The following is a 20,609-nucleotide window of genomic DNA, read 5'->3' as shown; positions in this document are numbered from 1 at the left end:
AGTCCGGCGGCGACCTGCGCCCGCACGGCGGCCGGGTCCGCGTCGCCGACGTAGTAGGCGACCAGACGCCGGTCGCCCGGACGGTCCTCGCGCACCACCGCCGTCGCCCCCGCCACGCCCGCCACGGCGTTCAGGGCCGACTCCACCTCCCCCGGCTCGATACGGAAACCGCGCAGCTTGACCTGCGTGTCGGCCCGGCCCTGGTACTCCAGCTCACCGCCGGCGGTCCACCGCACGAGGTCGCCCGTGCGGTACATGCGCCCGCCCGCGGGGCCGAACGGATCGGCGAGGAACCGCTCCGCCGTCAGCGACGGACGGCCGAGATAGCCGCGGGCCAGACCGGCGCCCGCGACGTACAGCTCGCCGGTCACGCCGGGAGCCACCGGACGCATGGCCGCGTCCAGCACGTACACCCGGGTCCCCGTGATGGGGCGGCCGATCGGCGGCACGATCCCGCCGGACAGCGGCGCGCTCATGGTGGCGCACACGGTCGTCTCGGTCGGACCGTAGGCGTTGATCATGCGGCGGCCCGCGGACCAGCGGGCCACCAGCTCCGGCGGGCACGCCTCGCCCGCCACGACGACCGTCGCGCCGGCCGGCAGCGCGTCGTCCGCGAGCACCGCCAGCGCCGTCGGCGGCAGGGTCACGTGCGTCACGGCCTGCTCGGCGCAGAGCGCGGCCAGATCAGGTCCCGGCATCAGCCGCTCCGCCGGGGCGAGCACCAGGGTCGCTCCCGACAGCAGGCCCATCACGATCTCCCAGGCCGCCGCGTCGAAGCTGAGCGCCGCGAACTGTAGGACCCGGCTGCCCGGTCCCACCCCGAACGCGTCCTGCTGGGCACGGGCCAGGGAGGCGATGCCGCCGTGCGGCACGACCACGCCCTTGGGCCGGCCCGTCGAACCCGACGTGTAGATGACGTAGGCCGGGTGGTCCGCCCGCAGCTCCACCCGCGGGACCGCGGACGGCTCGCGTTCGTCGGCGGGCCGGTCCACGAGCAGCACCGGCATCCGGCGCTCACCGAGCCCCGGCAGCGTCGCGCTGTCGCTGACCAGCAGTGCCGGCCGGGAATCCGCGAGCATGTACGCCACCCGGTCCGCGGGGTAGTCCGGGTCCACCGGCACGTACGCGCCGCCGGCCCGCAGCACCGCCAGCAGCGACACCACCAGGTCCACGGAGCGCGGCAGCGCCACGGCCACCACGGTCTCCGGCCCCACCCCGCACGAGGCGAGGCGTCCGGCGAACGCGTCGACCCGCGCCGCCAGCTCGCCGTACGTCAACCCGGCGCCCTCGAAGGCCAGGGCGGGCGCGGAGGGGTCCGCCGCCACCCGGGCCGCGAACAGCTCGGGGAACGACCGGCCGTCGCTCACCCGGTCGAGGGGCGCGGGGCCCGCCCACTCCTCCAGCACCCGGCCGCGCTCACCGGCCGACAGCACGTCGACCGCCGAGACCCGGCCGTCCACCTCCGCGAGCAGCCCCTCCAGGACCCGGACGAGCCGCTCGCCCAGACCGTGCGCGCTTGCCTCGTCGAACAGGTCCGAGGCGTACTGGACCTCTCCGTGGAGCCCGTCGGGCGTCTCCTCCAGGTGGAAGGTCAGGTCGAACTTGGCCACGCCGAGGTCGGCCCCCTCGAAGGCGGCGTCGAGACCGGGGAGGTCGAAGGCGGCGTCGGCGTTGTTGTCGAAGACCACCATCACCTGGAACAGCGGGTGGTGGGCGAGCGAGCGCTGCGGGCTGACGACCTCGACCAGACGCTCGAACGGCACGTCCTGGTGCGCGTAGGCGGCCAGGTCCGTCTCACGCACCCGGGCCAGCAGCTCACGCACCGACGGATCGCCCGACACGTCGGTGCGCAGCACCAGCGTGTTCACGAAGAACCCGATCAGACCGTCCAGGGCCTGGTCGGACCGGCCCGCCACGACCGTGCCCAGCGGCACGTCCGTCCCCGCGCCCATCCGCGACAGCAGCACCGCCACCGCGGCCTGCACCACCATGAACGGCGTCACCCCGCACTCACGGGCCACCGCCAGCAGACGCCCGTGCAACGCGGCGCCCGTCTCGAAGCGGGCCACCCCGCCGCGGTAGGACGGAGTCTGCGGGCGCGGCCGGTCGAGGGGAAGCTCGATCAGCTCGGGCGCCCCGGCGAGTGCGGTGCGCCAGTAGTCGATCTGCCGGCCCGCCGTGCTCGCCGGATCACCCTCCTCACCCAGCGCCTTCGCCTGCCACAACGCGTAATCCGCGTACTGCACCGGCAACGCCGCCCACCCCGGCGCCACGCCACCCAACCGCGCCGCATACGCCGCCGACAGATCATCCGCCAGCGGACCCAACGACCAGCCGTCACTCACGATGTGATGCATCAGCACCACCAGCACCGACGACCGCTCACCCACCCGCAACAACGTCACCCGCAACGGCAACTCCGCCGACAGATCGAACGCATACCCCGCCGCGGCATCCACAGCAGCAGCAAGACCCGCACCGCCGACCTCCGCCACCTCGAGCACCACACCCGCGTCCGCCACCGGCAGCACCCGCTGATACGGCACACCGTCCACATCCGCGAACACCGTCCGCAGACTCTCGTGCCGGCCCACCACATCACCCAGCGCCGACTCCAGCGCCGCCACATCCAGCTCACCCTCGAGCCGCAGCACCAACGGCACGTTGTACGTCGCCGACGGCCCCTCCAACTCGTGCAGGAACCACAACCGGCGCTGCGCCGCCGACAACGGCACCCGAGCCGGACGCTCACCCGCCACCAACGCCCCCCGCGCCGCGTCCGCACCCACCAGACGCGACGCCAGACCCGCCGGCGTCGGCGACTCGAACACCGCACGGATACCGATCTCGCGCCCGAAGGCGGAGCGGATCCGGCTCACGAGGCGGGTGGCGAGCAGCGAGTGCCCGCCGAGGTCGAAGAAGTCGTCGTCGGGACCGGCTGCGGGCAGGTCGAGGACGTCGGCGAAGATCCGGCAGAGGAGTTCCTCGCGGCCGTCGGCGGGCCGGCGTCCGCCACCGGTGGTCGTGGACCACCGCGGCGCGGGAAGGGCCGCCCGGTCGACCTTGCCGTTGGGCGTCAGCGGGATCTCGTCCAGGACCACCAGGGCGGCCGGGACCATGTAGTCCGGCAGTCCGGCGGCGACCTGCGCCCGCACGGCCGCCGGGTCCGCGTCGCCGACGTAGTAGGCGACCAGACGCCGGTCGCCCGGACGGTCCTCGCGCACCACCGCCGTCGCCCCCGCCACGCCCGCCACGGCGTTCAGGGCCGACTCCACCTCGCCCGGCTCGATGCGGAAACCGCGCAGCTTCACCTGGAAGTCGGTGCGGCCGATGTACTCCACGGCGCCGCCGGCGGTCCACCGCACGAGGTCGCCCGTGCGGTACATGCGCCCGCCCGCGGGGCCGAACGGATCGGCGAGGAACCGCTCCGCCGTCAGCGACGGACGGCCGAGATAGCCGCGGGCCAGGCCTTCACCGGCGATGTACAGCTCACCGGGCACCCCCGGGGCCACCGGGCGCAGCGCCGCGTCCAGCACGTACACCCGCGTGTTGGCGATCGGACGGCCGATCGTCACCCGGTCCGAGGCCGTCACGACCGCGGCCGTGGACCAGATCGTGGTCTCGGTCGGGCCGTAGAGGTTCGTCACCGAGCGGGCGGACGCGGCCAGCGTCACCGCCAGATCCGACGGCAGCGCCTCGCCGCCCACCAGCACCCGCAGGCCGGACAGGTCCACCCCGGCGTCGGTCAGCGCGTGCCACAGGCTCGGCGTCGCCTGCATCACGGTCGCACCCGACGTGTGCAGCAGGGCGCCCAGGGCCGAGGGATCCTTGACCGTCTCCCGGTCGGCGAGGACCAGGCCCGCGCCGTTCAGGAGCGGCAGGTACAGCTCGAGGCCGGCGATGTCGAAGCCGACGGTCGTGACCGCGACCAGCCGGTCGTCGGCGCAGAGCCGGAAACGGTCCTGCATGGAGCCGAGGAAGTTGGCCAGCGCGCCGTGGGGGATCACGACGCCCTTGGGCCGGCCGGTGGAGCCGGAGGTGTAGATCGCGTAGGCGGCCCGGCCGGGACTGCCGGGAACGCCCAGGTCACCGTCGTCGTACGCGTCGCCCGCGCCGAAGCCCGCCAGGACCTCCCCGGTCAGCGTCAGCACCGGACGGGAGTCGTCGAGGACGTGGGCGATGCGGTCCTCGGGGAACTCCGGGTCCACCGGGACGTAGGCCGCGCCCGACTTCAGGACCGCCAGCAGCGAGACCACCAGCTCCGCCGACCGCGGAAGCACCACGGCCACGTACGTCTCCGGACCCGCGCCCCGTTCCACGAGGAAGCGCGCCATCCGGTTCGCGCGGGCGTTCAACTCGCCGTAGGACAAGGTGAGTTCGGCGAAGGTGAGCGCCGTCGCATCGGGCGTCGCCGCCGCCTGCGCCTCGAACCGCTCCACCACGGACGCCTCGCCGGCGCCGGCCACCGCCGTGTCGTTCCACTCCGCCAGCACCCGCCGCCGCTCGTCCGCACCCAGGACGTCCACCGCGCCGACCGGCTCGTCCGGAGCCGACACCAGGGTCTCGAGCACGCGGACGAACCGCCTGCCCAGGTCCTCGGCGCTCGCCTCGTCGAACAGGTCCGAGGCGTACTCGATCTCGCCGCTGATCCCCGCGGGCCCGCCGTCCGCGTCATGGCGCTCGAACAGGGCGAACGAGAGGTCGAACTGCGAGATCGTCGTGGTGGAGTCGCCCGCGAGGACCTCGAGACCGGGCAGGGTCAGCGAGGCCTCGGTGTTGTTGTCGAAGACCACCATCACCTGGAACAGCGGGTGGTGGGCGAGCGAGCGCTGCGGGCTGACGACCTCGACCAGACGCTCGAACGGCACGTCCTGGTGCGCGTAGGCGGCCAGGTCCGTCTCACGCACCCGGGCCAGCAGCTCGCGCACCGACGGATCACCGGACACGTCGGTGCGCAGCACCAGCGTGTTCACGAAGAACCCGATCAGACCGTCCAGGGCCTGGTCGGAGCGGCCCGCCACGACCGTGCCCAGCGGCACGTCCGTCCCCGCGCCCATCCGCGACAGCAGCACCGCCACCGCGGCCTGCACCACCATGAACGGCGTCACCCCGCACTCACGGGCCACCGCCAGCAGACGCCCGTGCAACGCGGCGTCGAGGGTGAGGTCGACGGCTCCGCCGCGGTACGAGGCGACCGCGGGGCGCGGCCGGTCGAGGGGAAGCTCGATCAGCTCGGGCGCCCCGGCGAGAGCGGTGCGCCAGTAGTCGATCTGCCGGCCCGCCGTGCTCGCCGGATCACCCTCCTCACCCAGCGCCTTCGCCTGCCACAACGCGTAATCCGCGTACTGCACCGGCAACGCCGCCCACCCCGGCGCCACGCCATCGAGCCGCGCCGCATACGCCGCCGACAGATCATCCGCCAGCGGACCCAACGACCAGCCGTCACTCACGATGTGATGCATCAGCACCACCAGCACCGACGACCGCTCCCCCACCCGCAACAACGTCACCCGCAACGGCAACTCCGCCGACAGATCGAACGCATACCCCGCCGCGGCATCCACAGCAGCAGCAAGACCCGCACCACCGCCGACCTCCGCCACCTCGAGCACCACACCCGCGTCCGCCACCGGCAGCACCCGCTGATACGGCACACCGTCCACATCCGCGAACACCGTCCGCAGACTCTCGTGCCGGCCCACCACATCACCCAGCGCCGACTCCAGCGCCACCACATCCAGCTCACCCTCGAGCCGCAGCACCAACGGCACGTTGTACGTCGCCGACGGCCCCTCCAACTCGTGCAGGAACCACAACCGGCGCTGCGCCGCCGACAACGGCACCCGAGCCGGACGCTCACCCGCCACCAACGCCCCCCGCGCCGCGTCCGCACCCACCAGACGCGACGCCAGACCCGCCGGCGTCGGCGACTCGAACACCGCACGGACGGGCAGTTCGACACCGAACGTGGTGCGGATGCGGCTGATCAGCCGGGTGGCGCGCAGCGAGTGCCCGCCGAGTTCGAAGAAGCCGTCGTCGACGCCGACCCGCTCGACGCCGAGGATCTCGGCGAAGAGCCCCCGGAGGATCTCCTCCGCCGGCGTGCCGGGGCCGCGGTCCGTGTCGGCGCCGTCGGTACGCGGCGACGGCAGTGCCTCGCGGTCCACCCGGCCGTCCCCGGTCAGCGGCAGGCGGTCCAGCACCACCATGGCGGCCGGGACCAGATGATCGGGCAGCGCGGCGCGGGCGAAGGCCGTGACGGCGCCGGGCGTGACGGTGCGGCCGTGGGCCGGCGTCAGGTACGCGACGAGGGATCCGTCCCGCACCGCCACTACGGCACGGGCGACGCCGTCGTGCTCGGCGAGGGCCGCCTCCAGCCGCGCCGGGTGGGCCGTGAAGCCCGGTACGGGCAGCGGCGCCCCGACGAACTCCAGCTCGCCGTCGGCGGTCCAGCGGGCCAGGTCCCCGGTGCGGACCATCCGCGCGCCCTCGCCGCCGAACGGATCGGCGACCACCGTCGGCGCGGAGCCGAGCAGCGGCCCGCCGACGTGCAGCTCGCCCACGACGCCCGGCGGAACCGGGCACAGACCGGCGTCGAGCACGTACAGGACGGTGCCGGGCAGCGGGGCGCCGAGCGGCACCACGGTGTCCCAGTCGTCGGGGTCGCACGCGCGCTCCGTGACGGCGCCGGCGGCTTCGGTCAGCGAGTAGCCGTGCCACAGCGGCACGTCCACGGCGTCGAACCAGGCGCGCTGCAACGGCTCGGCGAGGGCCTCGCCCGTGCAGAACACCCGCCGCAGTCCGGCCTCCGGCAGCGCCGGGTCGCCGAGGAGAACGGCCAGCTCGGAGGGTGTGACGTGGAGTGTGGTGGCGCCGTGCGCGAGGGTCGTGCCGTGCGGTGCGGCCGTGCGGTCGGCGCGTACGACGGTCGCGCCGGCCGTGAGCGGCCACAGCACCTCGTCGATCTCGCCCACCGTTCCGGGTGCGGCCGCCGACCGGACGCGGTCCGTGCCGTCCAGGCCGTGGACGCTCTGGCGGGCCGCGACACGGGCCGCGACGACGTCCTGCGGGACGACGACGGGCCTGCCGGTGCGGGTGCGCAGGACGAACGGCTCGCCGCTGACGACGGCGGCCAGGATGCCGGCGGGCGGCTCGGCCAGCAGCTGCCCGTACGTCGTCCCGACGTCGCCGTCGACGATCGCGACGGCGTCCGCCGGCTGCGCGCCGATCAGTTCGAGCAGGGTGGGCGGGTGGGCGGGCGCCCCGCCGGCGCGGCCGGGCACGGCCTGCGGCAGTGCGATCCGGTCCACGACGACGTCCGCGTCGGCGCTCACCGTCTCCAGCAGGTGGACGAACTGCGCGGCCATCCGCTGCGCCGTGGCGGCGTCGAAGAGGTCCTCGGCGTACTCCAGGTCGATGCCGAGGCCCCCGGCCGCGCCGTCCGCGCCGACCGTTTCCCGCACGTGCAGGGTCAGGTCGAAGCGGGCCGCCCCCATGTCGACGTCCTCGTCGAACGCGGCGGTCAGGCCGGACAGGGCGAAGTCGTCCTCGTCGTCGTTCTCGAAGACGAGCATCACCTGGAACAGCGGGTGGTGGCCCAGCGAGCGCCCGGGCCGCACCACGTCCACCAGGCGCTCGAACGGCACGTCCTGGTGGGCGAACGCGGCCAGGTCCGCCTCCCGGACCCGGCCCAGCAGGTCGCGGAAGGAGGGCGATCCGGACACGTCGGTGCGCAGCACGAGCGTGTTGACGAAGAACCCGACGAGGTCCTGGAGGCCGTCGTCCGACCGTCCCGCGACCGGGGTGCCGATCGGGACGTCGGTTCCCGCGCCCAGCTTGGACAGCATGAGCGCGAGAGCCGACTGGAGCACCATGAACAGGGTCGTGCCGGTCTCCCGCGCCACCGCCTGGAGGCGGCCGTGCAGCTCGGCGGGGATGCGCAGGGCGACCTCGGCGCCGCGGTGGCTCGCCTCGGCGGGCCGCAGCCGGTCCGTCGGCAGGGCGAGCAGTTCGGGCATGCCGTCGAGGGCGGCCTTCCACCACGCCAGCTGACCGCTGACGAGGCTCTCGGGGTCGTCCTCGGCGCCGAGCAGTTCGGACTGCCACAGGGTGTAGTCGGCGTACTGGACCGGCAGTCCGGGCCAGCGCGGCGCCCGGCCGGCCCGCCGGGCGGCGTACGCGGTCGACAGGTCGCGGGCGAGCGCGCCGGTCGACCAGCCGTCGGCGGCGATGTGGTGGATCAGCAGGAGCAGCCGGTGCTCGTCCGGGCCGTCCCGGAACAGGGTGGCGCGCAGCGGGGGTTCGGTCTCGAGGTCGAAGGCGTGCCGGGCCGCCTCGGCGGGTTCCGCGACATCGGTGGCCATGACGGGCCTGGCCTCGTCGACGCCGAGGACCCGCTGGTAGGGGGTTCCGTCAACGTCGGAGGGGAACACCGTGCGCAGCGCCTCGTGCCGTGCGACGACGTCGCCCAGCGACGCTTCGAGGGCCGCCGCGTCCAGCTCGCCGGTGAGCCTGATCAGTATCGGCACGTTGTAGGTGGTGCTCGGCCCTTCGAGCCGGTGCAGGAACCACAGGCGCTGCTGGGCGAAGGAGAGCGGCACGTGGGCCGGCCGCTCCCGGCGGCGCAGGGCGGGCCGGCCGGCGCTCGCGCCGTCGAGCCGGGTGGCGAGCCCCGCCACCGTGGGCTCGGCGAACAGCGAGCGGACCGACAGTTCCGCTCCGAGCTGCGACCGGATGCGGCTGAGCAGCCGGATCGCGGACAGCGAGTGGCCGCCGAGGTCGAAGAAGTTGTCGTCGACGCCGACGGCGGCGACGCCCAGCGTCTCGGCGAAGAGACCGGCGATGATCTCCTCGGCGGGTGTGCGGGGGCCGCGCCGGGCGGCGGCGGTGGCGAGGTCCTCGGCGGGCAGGACGTCGGGGATCTCGGTGACGACGACGAACTCGGCGGGCACGAGGTAGTCGGGCAGCACGGACCCGGCGAGGTGCCGTGCGGCCGTCGCGTCGCCGTCGTGGACGACGTGGGCGACGACCCGGGCGGAGCCCGCGACGACGGCGGCGTCCGCGAAGACCTCGCGCAGCCGGGCCGCGACCTCGGCGGGGTTGACGCGGAAGCCGCGCACCAGGCGGACGTCCTCGGGGCGCCCGAGGAGTTCGGTGGCGCCGTCGGGGTTGCGGCGGGCCAGCTCCCCCGAGGGGAGGGTGGCCACCACGCCCGGCGGCACGAGGCGTCCGTCGGCGTCCACGAGGGCGGTGTCCCGCTCGTCGTCGGACAGGAGGTCGTGTGCGGCGATCGGCGCGGCCGGGTCGGCGGCGGCCGCGGTGAGCAGCCGGATCAGGCGGCCGCCGAACGCGTCCATCGTCGCCTCGTCGAAGAGGTCGGTGGCGTATTCGATCTCGCCGACGATCCCGGCGGGCTCGCCGTCCGGTCCGTACCTCTCCTGGAGACGGACGTCCATGTCGAACTTGGAGGCGTCGCCGACCACGTCCTCCAGGCGGGTCTCCAGGCCGGGCACGGTCAGGTTGACCTCGTCGAAGTTCTCGAACGTCAGCATGACCTGGTAGAGCGGGTGCCGGGCGAGCGACCGCACCGGGTTGACCACCTCGACGAGGCGCTCGAACGGCACGTCCTGGTGGGCGAACGCGGCCAGGTCGGTCTCGCGCACGCGCTCCAGCAGTTCGGCGAACGTGGGGTCGCCCGAGGCGTCGGTGCGCAGCACGAGCGTGTTGACGAAGTAGCCGAACAGGTCCTCCAGCGCCTCGTCGGTGCGCCCGGCGACCGGGGTTCCGACGGCGATGTCGGTGTCGCCGCTGAGCCGGCTCAGGAGGGCGACCAGGCCGGCCTGGATCGTCATGAAGAGCGTGGTGTTGCGCTGCCGGGCCAGACGCAGGAGCGCGTCGTGCAGGGAGGCGTCCAGGCGCAGCGGCGACTCGGCGCCCCCGTAGGTGGCCACCGGCGGCCGGGGCCGGTCGGTGGGCAGGTTCACCAGCTCCGGCAGGCCGCGCAGGTTCTCGGTCCAGTAGGCGAGCTGCCGGGAGATCGCGCTGTCGGGGTCGTCCTCGCGGCCCAGGAGTTCGCGCTGCCACAGGGTGTAGTCCGCGTACTGCACCGCGAGCGGCGGCCAGCCCGGCGCACGGCCTTCGGCCCGTGCCGCGTAGGCGACGGAGAGGTCGTCGCCGAGCAGGGTCTCCGACCAGCCGTCGCTGGCGATGTGGTGCATGAGGGGCAGCAGGGCGTGTTCCTCGTCGCCGAGCCGGAACAGGGTGCAGCGGATGGGGAGTTCGCTCACGAGGTCGAAGTGGTACTGGGCGGCCTCCGCGAGGGCGGTCTCGAGGTGCCGCTCGTCGTCGACGTCGGCGACGATCAGGTCCACCACGGCTTCGTCGGCGGGCACGATGTGCTGGTACGGCGTGCCGTCGGCCTCGCGGAACAGGGTGCGCAGCCCCTCGTGGCGGGCGACGACGTCGTGCAGGGCGGTCCGCAGCGCCGGCACGTCGAGCGGCCCCGAGAAGCGCATGACGAGCGGCACGTTGTACGTGGAGCTGGGGCCTTCGAGCCGGTTGAGGAACCACAGTCCGCGCTGGCCGAAGGAGAGCGGCACCCGCTCGGGACGCTCCATGGGCACCAGGGCGCGCCTGGCCTCGCCCGCCTGGCCGGTCCAGGAGGCGAGCCCGGCGACGGTGGGCGTCTCGAACAGCGCCCGGACGGGCACCTCCACGCCCATCGCGGAGCGGATGCGGCTGATCAGCCGGGTGGCGAGAAGGGAGTGCCCGCCCAGTTCGAAGAAGTTGTCGTCGATCCCGACGCGGTCCGCGTTCAGCACGTCGGCGAAGAGGACAGCGAGGAGTTCCTCGCGCGGGTCGCGCGGTCGCCGGCCCTCCGCGGCGCCGGACTGCGCGGGCGCGGGCAGGGCCTTGCGGTCGAGCTTGCCGTTCGGGGTGAGCGGCAGCCGGTCGAGCGTGACGAACGAGGCGGGCACCATGTGGGCGGGCAGCACGTCCACGACGTGCGCCCGGACCCGCGTGGCGTCGCCGCCGACCAGGTACGCGGTGAGCCGCGGATCGCCCGGCTGGTCCTCGCGCACGACCACGGCGGCCTGCGCGACGTCCGGCGCGCCGAGGACCGCGGACTCGATCTCGCCCAGCTCGATGCGGAAGCCGCGGATCTTCACCTGGTCGTCGGCCCGGCCGAAGTAGGACAGCGTGCCGTCCGCGGCCCGGCGGCCCAGGTCCCCGGTGCGGTACATGCGGGTCCCGGGCGCGCCGTACGGGTCGGCGACGAAGCGCTGTGCGCTGAGGCCGGGGCGGCCGAGGTAGCCGCGGGCCAGTCCGGCGCCGGCGACGTACAGCTCGCCGGTGACGCCCGCCGGGACGGGCCGCAGGCCCTGGTCGAGGACGTACACGCGCAGGTCGGGGATGGCGGCGCCGACGACGCTGACGGCGGTGGCGGCCGCCGAGACGCGGTCGAGCGCGTGGTGGGTGACGTGCACCGTGGTCTCGGTGATGCCGTACATGTTGACCAGCGCGGGAGAGTCGTCGGGGTGCCGGTCGTACCAGGACGCGAGCCGTCCCGGGTCGAGCGCCTCACCGCCGAAGACCACGTACCTGAGCGCCAGGTCCGCGCCCGGGTTCTCCTCGTCGGCCTGCATGAGCTGGTAGAAGGCGGACGGGGTCTGGTTGAGCACGGTGACGCGCTCGTCCTCGAGCAGCCGCAGGAAGTCGAGCGGGGAGCGGCTCACGTCCTGCGGCACCACGACGAGCGTGCCGCCGCGCAGCAGCGGCCCCCACAGCTCCCAGACGGAGAAGTCGAACGCGTAGGAGTGGAACAGGGTCCACACGTCGGAGGCGTCGAAGCCGAACCACTGCTCCGTCTGCGTGAAGAGCCGCACGACGTTCTGGTGGGGGATCAGGACGCCCTTGGGCTGCCCGGTGGAGCCGGACGTGTAGATGATGTACGCGCCGTTGTCGGGGCCCAGCGCCGGGCGTGCCGGGTCGGTGACGGGGCCGTCGCCGAGTTGCTCGATGACGAGGCGGGTGCTGCCGTCGGGCAGTGCCACGTCCGCGCGCAGGCTGGTCACGACGACGGCCGGGCGGGCGTCCTGCACGACGAAGGCGATGCGCTCGGCCGGGTAGTTGGGGTCCAGCGGCAGGTAGACGCCGCCGGCCTTGAGGACGCCGAGGACGCCCACCACGAGGTCCACGCCGCGCGGCAGGGCGAGCGCGACCACGGACTCCGGTCCCACGCCGTGGGCGGCGAGGGTGTGGGCGAGCCGGTTCGCGCGGGCGTTCAGCTGCGCGTAGGTCAGGCGTTCCGCGCCGTCGGCGACCGCGACGGCCTCGGGGTGCGCGGCGACGGCGGCCTCGAACAGCGCGGGCACGGTCGTGCGCTCGGACGGCGCGACCGGCGCGGTCCACCGCTCCAGCAGTTCCCGGCGTTCCGCCGGGGCCAGGATGTCCGTCTGCCACAGCCGCTGGTCCGGGTCGGCCACGACCGCCCGCAGCAGCCGGGCGAGCCGGGCGACGACGTCCTGCACGGTGGACCGGTCGAACAGGTCGGTGGCGTACTCCACCAGGCCCGACAGCCCGGCGGGCTCCCCGTCGGGGCCGTGGTTCTCCTGCATGTCGAAGTCGAGGTCGAACTTGGCGACCCCGGAACCGACGTCCTCCAGACCGGCCCGCAGACCGGGGAGGTCCAGGTCCGCCTCGGCGTTGTTCTGGAAGAGGATCATGACCTGGAACAGCGGGTGGTGAGCGAGGGAGCGGGTCGGGTTGAGCACCTCGACCAGCCGCTCGAACGGCACCTCCTGGTGCGCGTACGCGGCCAGGTCGGTCTCCCGGACCCGGGCGAGGAGTTCCCGGAAGGTGGGGTTGCCCGAGGTGTCGGTGCGCAGCACCAGGGTGTTGACGAAGAAGCCGATCAGTTCGTCGAGCGCTTCGTCGGTCCGTCCGGCGATGACGCCGCCGAGCGGGATGTCCTCGCCGGCTCCGAGCCGGGTGAGCAGTCCGGCCACCGCCGCCTGGAACACCATGAACAGGGTGGTGTTCGTGTGGCGGGCGAGTTCGAGGAGCCCGGTGTGCAGGTCGGCGTCGAGCTCGAAGCGGACCTCGTCGCCGCGGAAGCTCGCGGCGGACGGCCGCGGCCGGTCGGTGGGCAGCTCCAGCTGCTCCGGGAGCCCGGCGAGGGTCTTCTGCCAGTAGGCGAGCTGCTGGGACAGCAGGCTCTGCGGGTCGTTCTCGGAGCCGAGCAGTTCGCGCTGCCAGAGCGTGTAGTCGGCGTACTGGACGGGCAGCGCGGGCCAGGCCGGCGCCCGCCCCCCGGTCCGGGCGCCGTACGCGACGGAGAGGTCCCGCGCGAACGGCGCGTCCGACCAGCCGTCGCTGGCGATGTGGTGCAGCAGGAAGAGCAGGACGTGCTCGGTCTCCGAGAGCCGGAACAGGGTGACCCGCAGCGGCAGTTCGGTGGCGAGGTCGAAGCCGTAGCGGGTGGCGACGGCGAGCTGCTCGGCGAGCCCGCTCTCGTCGGTCTCGACCAGGGTGACGTCGGGCTGCTCGGCGTCGACGATCAGCTGGTGGGGCTGCCCGTCCACCTCGGGGAAGCGGGTGCGCAGGCTCTCGTGCCGCGCCACCAGGTCGCCCAGCGCGGCTTCGAGGGCCGGCCGGTCGAGGGGTCCCGACATGCGCAGCAGCAGCGGCACGGTGTAGGTGGCGCTGCGGCCTTCGAGCCGGTACAGGAACCACAGGCGCCACTGCGCCGCCGAGACGGGGATGTGCTCCGGCCGCGTCATCGGGCCGAGGGCGAGCCTGGACTGCTCGGCGCCCGTCATCCGTTCGGCGAGTTCGGCGACGGTGGGCGCCTCGAACAGGTGCCGGATGGCCAGTTCCACGTCGAACATCGAGCGGATGCGGCTGAGCAGCCGGATCGCGGTGAGCGAGTGCCCGCCGAGGTCGAAGAAGCTGTCGTCGATGCCGACGGTCGGCACTCCGAGCACGGCGGAGAAGAGGCCGCAGAGGATCTCCTGCTCCGGGGTGCGCGGCGCGCGGAACGACAGGGGCACGGCAACGCCGACCTCACCGTCCGCGCCGCTTTCGCCGCCCGTACCGTGCGTCGGCGCCGCGGCCGGTCCCCCGGCCGGCGCCGCGCCGCGAACGCCGGCGGTCCCGGCCGTCTGCGTCCCGACGAGTTCGCCCACGGACACGCGGGCGTCGTCCACGAAGGCGGTGAACAGGCGGACGAGGTCGGCGGCGAGCACGTCGACCTGCGAACCGTCCAGCAGGTCCGGCCGGTACTCCAGGCGCAGCCGCAGCCGCGTCCCCGGCAGCACCGAGAGCGTCAGCGGGTAGTGGGTGGCGTCGTGGTCCTCCAGCGCGCTCGCGCGCAGGCCGGGCGCGGGCTCCCAGTCGTCGTCGTGCGGGTAGTTCTCGACGATGGTCAGCGTGTCGAAGAGGTCGCCCGGCCCCCACAGCCGCTGCACGTCGTTGAGTCCGAGGTACTGGTGGGCGATCAGCCGGGACTGCTCGTCCTGGACCCGCCGCATCAGCTCCGGCAGCGACTCCGCCGCGTCGAGCCGGACGCGGACGGGCAGCGTGTTGATGAACATGCCGACCATCGCCTCGCTGCCGGCCAGCTCCGCGGCACGTCCGGAGTACGTGGAGCCGAACACCACGTCCTCCTGTCCGGTGCGGGAGCGCAGCAGCAGGCTCCACAGGCCCTGGACGGCGGTGTTGAGGGTGATCCCGTACTCGCGCAGCCGGTCCTGGAGCCGTTCGGACACCGTGTCGGGCAGGTCGCAGAAGACCTGGAGGGGGCGGGCGGGCGCCGCCGTGCCCGGCTCGGCGAGGAGGGTCGGTGCGGCGAGCCCGTCGAGCGCGGTCCGCCAGGCGTCGTGCGCCGCCGTGCGGTCCTGGCGCGCCATCCAGGCCAGGTGGTCGCGGAACGCCGCCGGCTCGGGCAGGGTCTCGCCCCGGTAGAGCGCGAACAGCTCCTCCAGCACGACCTGCATGGACCAGCCGTCGAAGAGGATGTGGTGGTTGACCAGGACGAGCCGGTGCTCGTCCTCGGCGAGCTTGATCAGGGTGAACCGCAGCAGCGGCGGCCGCCCCAGGTCGAAGCGCTCGGCGCGCGCCTCGGCCACGATCCGGGCGAGGGCGGACTCGCGCTCGTCCCCGTCGAGTCCCGAGAGGTCGGCCTCCCGCCACGGCAGTTCGAGGCCGTCGACGACCACCTGCACGGGCCGGGACAGGCCCTCGTGGTGGAAGCCCGCCCGCAGGTTCGGGTAGCGGTCGAGGAGGGCGGACGCCGCGGTGCGCAGGGCGCCCGGGTCCAGCGGCCCGCTCAGCGCGAAGACCTCCTGGACGGCGTAGAGGTCGGCGCCCGAGTCGTACAGGGCGTGGAAGAGCAGGCCCTCCTGGAGCGGGGCGAGCGGCAGCACGTCGACCAGATCCGGCAGCGCCCCCTCCAGCTCCTCGATGTCGCCCTGCGAGAGGTCCACGAGGGGCAGGTCGGACGGGGTCAGTCCGCCGCCCTCGACGGCCGCGAGATCGGTGAGCGAGGCGAACCAGCCGTCCGCCAGTTCCCGGACGTCGTCCTCGGCCAGCAGGGCCTTCGGCCAGGTCCAGGTCGCCACGAGCCGCGCCCCGTCGGCATGGTCGACGGTCACGGCGTCCAGCTCGATGCCCAGGCCGAGCGGCGCGGCCGCGTCGAAGCCCGCGCCGAGCGCGGGGGCCTCGGGGGCCGGCGCCCAGTCGGCGAGTTCGGGAGCGGCGTATCGGCCCAGGTAGTTGAAGCCCAGCTGGGGGCGGCCGTACGCGGCCAGTTCGGCGGTGCAGCGCGCGTCGCGGTGCCGCAGCAGCCCGTATCCGATGCCGTTGCCGGGCACCGCGCGCAGCTGCTCCTTGACGAGCTTCAGGGCGCGGACGCCGTCCGAGCCGCCCGGGTCGACACGGACGGGGAACGCGCTGGTGAACCAGCCGACCGTACGGCTGAGGTCCAGTCCGGGCACGATGTCCTCGCGGCCGTGCCCCTCCAGTTCGAGGAGCAGCGCGCCGGCGTCGGTCCCGCGCCGGCCGCGCCACGCGGCGACCGCCAGCGAGAGACCGGTGACCAGCACGTCCCGGACGCCGGCGTGCACGGCGGCGGGGACCGAGGTGAGCAGCGCCTCGGTGACGTCGGCCGGCAGGGTGAGCGTCAGCGTCCCGGCGTCGGCCCGGACGTCGATCGCCGGGTCCAGGGGCCGGTCGCCGAGGAGCGGGTCGGGCGTCTCGAGCACCGATCGCCAGAAGGGCAGTTCGTCGGTGCGCCTGCCGGCCTCCTCGGTGAGGAGTGCGCTCCAGCGCCGCAGCGAGGTCCCGACCGGTTCGAGGGGCTCGCCCTCCCAGGCGGCCCGGAGGTCGCCGAGGAGGGGCTGCCAGGAGACGCCGTCCACGGCGAGGTGGTGCACGAGCAGCAGCAGCCGTCCGGCCTCGGCCCCGGCGTCGAACCACACGGCACGCACCAGGTCGCCCCGGTAGGGGTCGAGTTCCGCCTGGGCGGCCCGGCCGTGCTCCTCGATCGCCTCGCGCAGCGCGTCGGCGCCGGCGCCGGCGGCGTCCACGCGGTGGACGGTCGCGGCGACGGAGCCCGGCGCGGGGATGACGAGTCCCCATTCGTCGTCCAGGGTGAGCCGCAGGGCGTCGTGCCGGTCGAGGACCGTCTGGAGCGCGGCGGTCAGGCGCCCGGCGCCGAGGCCGGCCGGCACGACGAGCAGCATCGACTGGTGGTAGCCGGCGACGGGACCGCCGAGGTCGCGCAGGTCCGCCATGACGGGCGTGGGCAGCAGCGGGCCCGTGGCGATGTCCCGGGCGACGGGGGCGGTGGGAGCCGCCGTGCGGGCGGCGGCGGCGATGCGGGCGACGGTCTTGTGCTCGAAGACGTCGCGCGGGGTGATGCGCAGTCCCGCCTTGCGGGCGCGGCTGACCAGCTTGATGGAGACGATGCTGTCGCCGCCGAGGTCGAAGAAGCCCTGGTGCGGGCCGACTTCGGGCAGGCCGAGCACCTCGGCGAAGAGTGCGGCCAGCAGCTCCTCCTCGGCGGAGCCCGTCGATTCGAGGGCCCCGGCGACGGGTGAGGGCAGTGCGGCGGCGTCGAGGCGGCCGTCCTCGGTGCGCGGCAGCTCGGCGACGGTGACGTACGTCTCCGGCACGAGGTAGTCGGGCAGCACCCGGGCGAGGTGGTCACGAAGGTCGACGGAGCGCACGGAGAGGCCGGGGGCGGTCACGACGTAGGCGACGAGACCGTCCGTCACGGTCGCGTCGGCGAGCGCGGGGTGGGCGAGCAGGGCCTGGACGGTGCGGGAGACGTCGAGCGGGGCTCCCCCGACGAGGACCGGCGCGCACAGGCGTTCGAGACGGCCGTCGGGGGTGTACCTGGCGGGGACGCCGTCGAGGAGGCCGGCCACGCCGTCGGGCACCGGCCGGCCGTGCTCGTCGACCACCTGGTCGCGGCGGCCCTGGATCACGGCGCGTTCGGCCGCGGTGAGCAGGTCGATCGTGGAGATCCGGCGCTGCGGGTCGGCCACCGCGGCACGCAGCAGCCGGGCGAGCCGGGCGATGAGCGTGTCGACCGAGGAGCCGTCGAACAGGTCGGTGGAGTATTCGGCGACCACGTTCACTCCGGCCGGGGCGCCGGAGTCGGAGAAGCGCTCCTGGAGGCGCAGGTCGAGGTCGAACTTGGCGACGCCGGTGGGGGCCTCGTCCACCTCGACGGTGAGACCGGGCAGGGCGGGCGCGGCCGTGCCGAGGTTCTCGAAGGTGAGCATCACCTGGAAGAGGGGGTGGTGCGAGAGGGACCGGGCCGGGTTGAGCGCTTCGACCAGCCGGTCGAACGGCACGTCCTGGTGCGGGTAGGCGGCCGCGGCCGTGCCGTGCACCCGGTCCAGGAGTTCACGGAAGGTCGGGTCGCCGGAGGTGTCGGTGCGCAGCACGAGCGTGTTGACGAAGGAGCCCACGAGCGAGTCGAGCTGCTCGTCGGGCCGGCCCGCGGTCGGGGTGCCGAGCGGGATGTCGGTGCCGGCGCCGAGCCGGGTCATGAGCGCCGCGAGGGCGGCCTGCACCACCATGAAGACGGTGCGGCCGGTGGAACGGGCGAGCGCGGTCGCCGCGCGGTGCAGGTCGGCGTCGAGGTGCGTGCGCACCTCGTCACCGCGGAAGCTCGCGGCCGGCGGCCGGGGGCGGTCGGTGGGCAGCTCGACGCGCGGCGGCAGCCCGGCGAGCGCGGCGCGCCAGAAGTCGACGCCGTCCGCCTCGCCCTGCCAGAGGGTGAAGTCGGCGTAGGTCACCGGCAGTTCGTCCCAGGCCGGTTCGCGCCCGGCGCGACGGGCCGTGTAGGCCAGGGACAGGTCCTCGATCAGCGGACGCTCGGACCAGCCGTCGCTCGCTATGTGGTGCATCAGGAGCAGGAGGGCGTGTTCGTCCGTGCCGGGCCGCGAGAACAGGGTGGCCCGCAGCGGCGCCTCGTGGCGCAGCTCGAACGGGTGGCGGGCCGCCGCGAGCACCGCGCCGTCGAGGTCCGGGGCGCTGACGACGGTGAGCGCGGCGGGCGTGTCGAGCACGTCCTGGCGGGCGACGCCGTCCGTCTCCGGGAACACCGTCCGCAGGGTCTCGTGCCGCCGCGAGACGTCGCGGACGGCGGCGCGGAGCGCCTCGGGGTCCACTTCTCCGGTCAGCCGCAGCACGAGGGGGATGTTGTAGGTGGCGCCGGCGCCTTCGAGCCGGTGCAGGAACCACAGCCCGCGCTGGGCGTGCGACAGCGGCATGGGGTCGGGACGCCGGGTGCGGGTCAGCGGCGGCCGTGCCGCTCCCGCCTCGTCGAGCCGGGCGGCCAGACCGGCGACGGTGGGCGCCTCGAAGAGGGCGCGGACCGACACCTCGCGGCCGAGCGCGGTGCGGATACGGCTGATCAGCCGGGCCGCGAGGAGCGAATCGCCGCCGAGGTCGAAGAAGCCGTCGTCCGCGCCGACGCGGTCCACGCCCAGGACGTCCGCGAAGAGTCCGGCGAGGACCTCCTCGGCGGCCGTCCGGGGCGCGCGGCCGGCGGCGACGGCCTGTTCCGGGGCGGGCAGCGCGGCGCGGTCCAGCTTGCCGTTGGGCGTGAGCGGAAGCTCGTCGAGCATCACGTACGCCGACGGCACCATGTGCTCGGGCAGCCGGGCGGCCAGCCGCTCCCGCACCGTGGCGGCGTCCACCGCGCCCACGACGTAGGCGACGAGGCGCTGCTGTCCCGTACGGCCCTCGTGCACGGCCACGGCCGCCGTGGACACCTCGGCGAGTTCGGTGACGGCCGCTTCGATCTCGCCCAGCTCGATCCGGAAGCCCCGGATCTTCACCTGGTCGTCGGCCCGGCCCGCGAACTCGACGAGTCCCTCGGCGTTCCACCTGGCCAGGTCCCCGGTCCGGTACATGCGCTCGCCCTCGGCGAAGGGGGAGGCGACGAACCGCTGGGCGGTCAGGCCGGCCCGTCCCAGGTAACCGCGGGCGAGCTGGACGCCCGTCACGTACAGCTCGCCCTCCTCGCCGGGTCCGACGGGGCGCAGGGCGCCGTCGAGGATGTGCACCCGGGTGTGGGCGACCGGGGACCCGATGGGGACGTTGCGGTAGCTCTCGCCGGGCCGCACCTCGAACGCCGTCACGTCGATCGAGGCCTCGGTCGGGCCGTAGTGGTGGCCGAGTCGCAGGTCCAGCTTGGTGACGACCTCGTCCGCCAGGGAGGGCGGCAGCACCTCTCCCGCGACGAAGAGCAGACGCAGCGCGAGAGCGGAGGCGTCCCGGATCGCGGGCAGCGCGACCGCCAGCAGCGACGGCACGAACTGGGCGACGGTGACGCCGTGTTCGGCGGCGTACTCGATCAGCAGGTGCGGCAGGCCCACCACGTCGTCGGGCGCCATGCAGACCGTCGCACCGGCGATCAGCGGCAGCCAGATCTCGGAGCCGGACGCGTCGAAGCTGAAGGCGGTCCGGGCGAGGACCACGTCCGACGCGTCGACGCCCCACTGCCCGGCCTGCCACAGCATGTGGTTGGCGACGCCCGCGTGCGGTACGACGACGCCCTTGGGCAGCCCCGTGGAACCGGACGTGTAGATGACGTAGGCCGCGTTCTCCGGACGGACCGTCACGCCGGGGGCGGTGCCGTCACCCGACGTCAGGTCGATGTCGTCCAGGAGGACCACCGGGGCCGCGGAGTCGGGCAGCACGGCACGGGTGGCGCTGGTCGTGAGCACGACCGACGGACCGGCGTCGCCCAGCATGAACGCGATCCGCTGGGCGGGGTAGCGCGGGTCGACCGGCAGGTAGGCCGCCCCCGTCTTCAGCACGGCCAGCATGGCGACCACCGCGTCGACCGACCTCGGCACGGCCAGCGCCACGACGTGCTCGGGGCCCGCCCCGACGCCGATGAGCCGCCGGGCCAGTCTGTTGGCCCGGCGGTCGAGTTCGGCGTAGCTGAGCACGGTCGGGCCGCAAACCACGGCCGGGTGCCCGGGAGTTCGCCGCACCTGCGCCTCGACCAGTGCGGGCAGCGACATCATCGCCGCATCGCCGCCCAGGCTCGACCCGATCGGATTGCGCGTCGCACGACGGTCCAC

General features: G+C 74.3%; 1 protein-coding gene (only partly in view). It reads right to left on the bottom strand.

The window, feature by feature from the left end; genetic code table 11:
- Positions 1-20,609, bottom strand: the 5' portion of a protein-coding gene (locus OG802_RS22430) for a non-ribosomal peptide synthase/polyketide synthase (protein ID WP_329413060.1). 1,723 nt of this gene lie to the left of the window's left edge; only the first 20,609 of its 22,332 coding nucleotides appear in the window; the start codon lies at positions 20,607-20,609; its stop codon lies beyond the left edge, outside the window.

The organism is Streptomyces sp. NBC_00704 (assembly GCF_036226605.1).
Lineage (GTDB): Bacteria > Actinomycetota > Actinomycetes > Streptomycetales > Streptomycetaceae > Streptomyces.
This window is presented reverse-complemented; position numbering and strand designations above follow the sequence as displayed.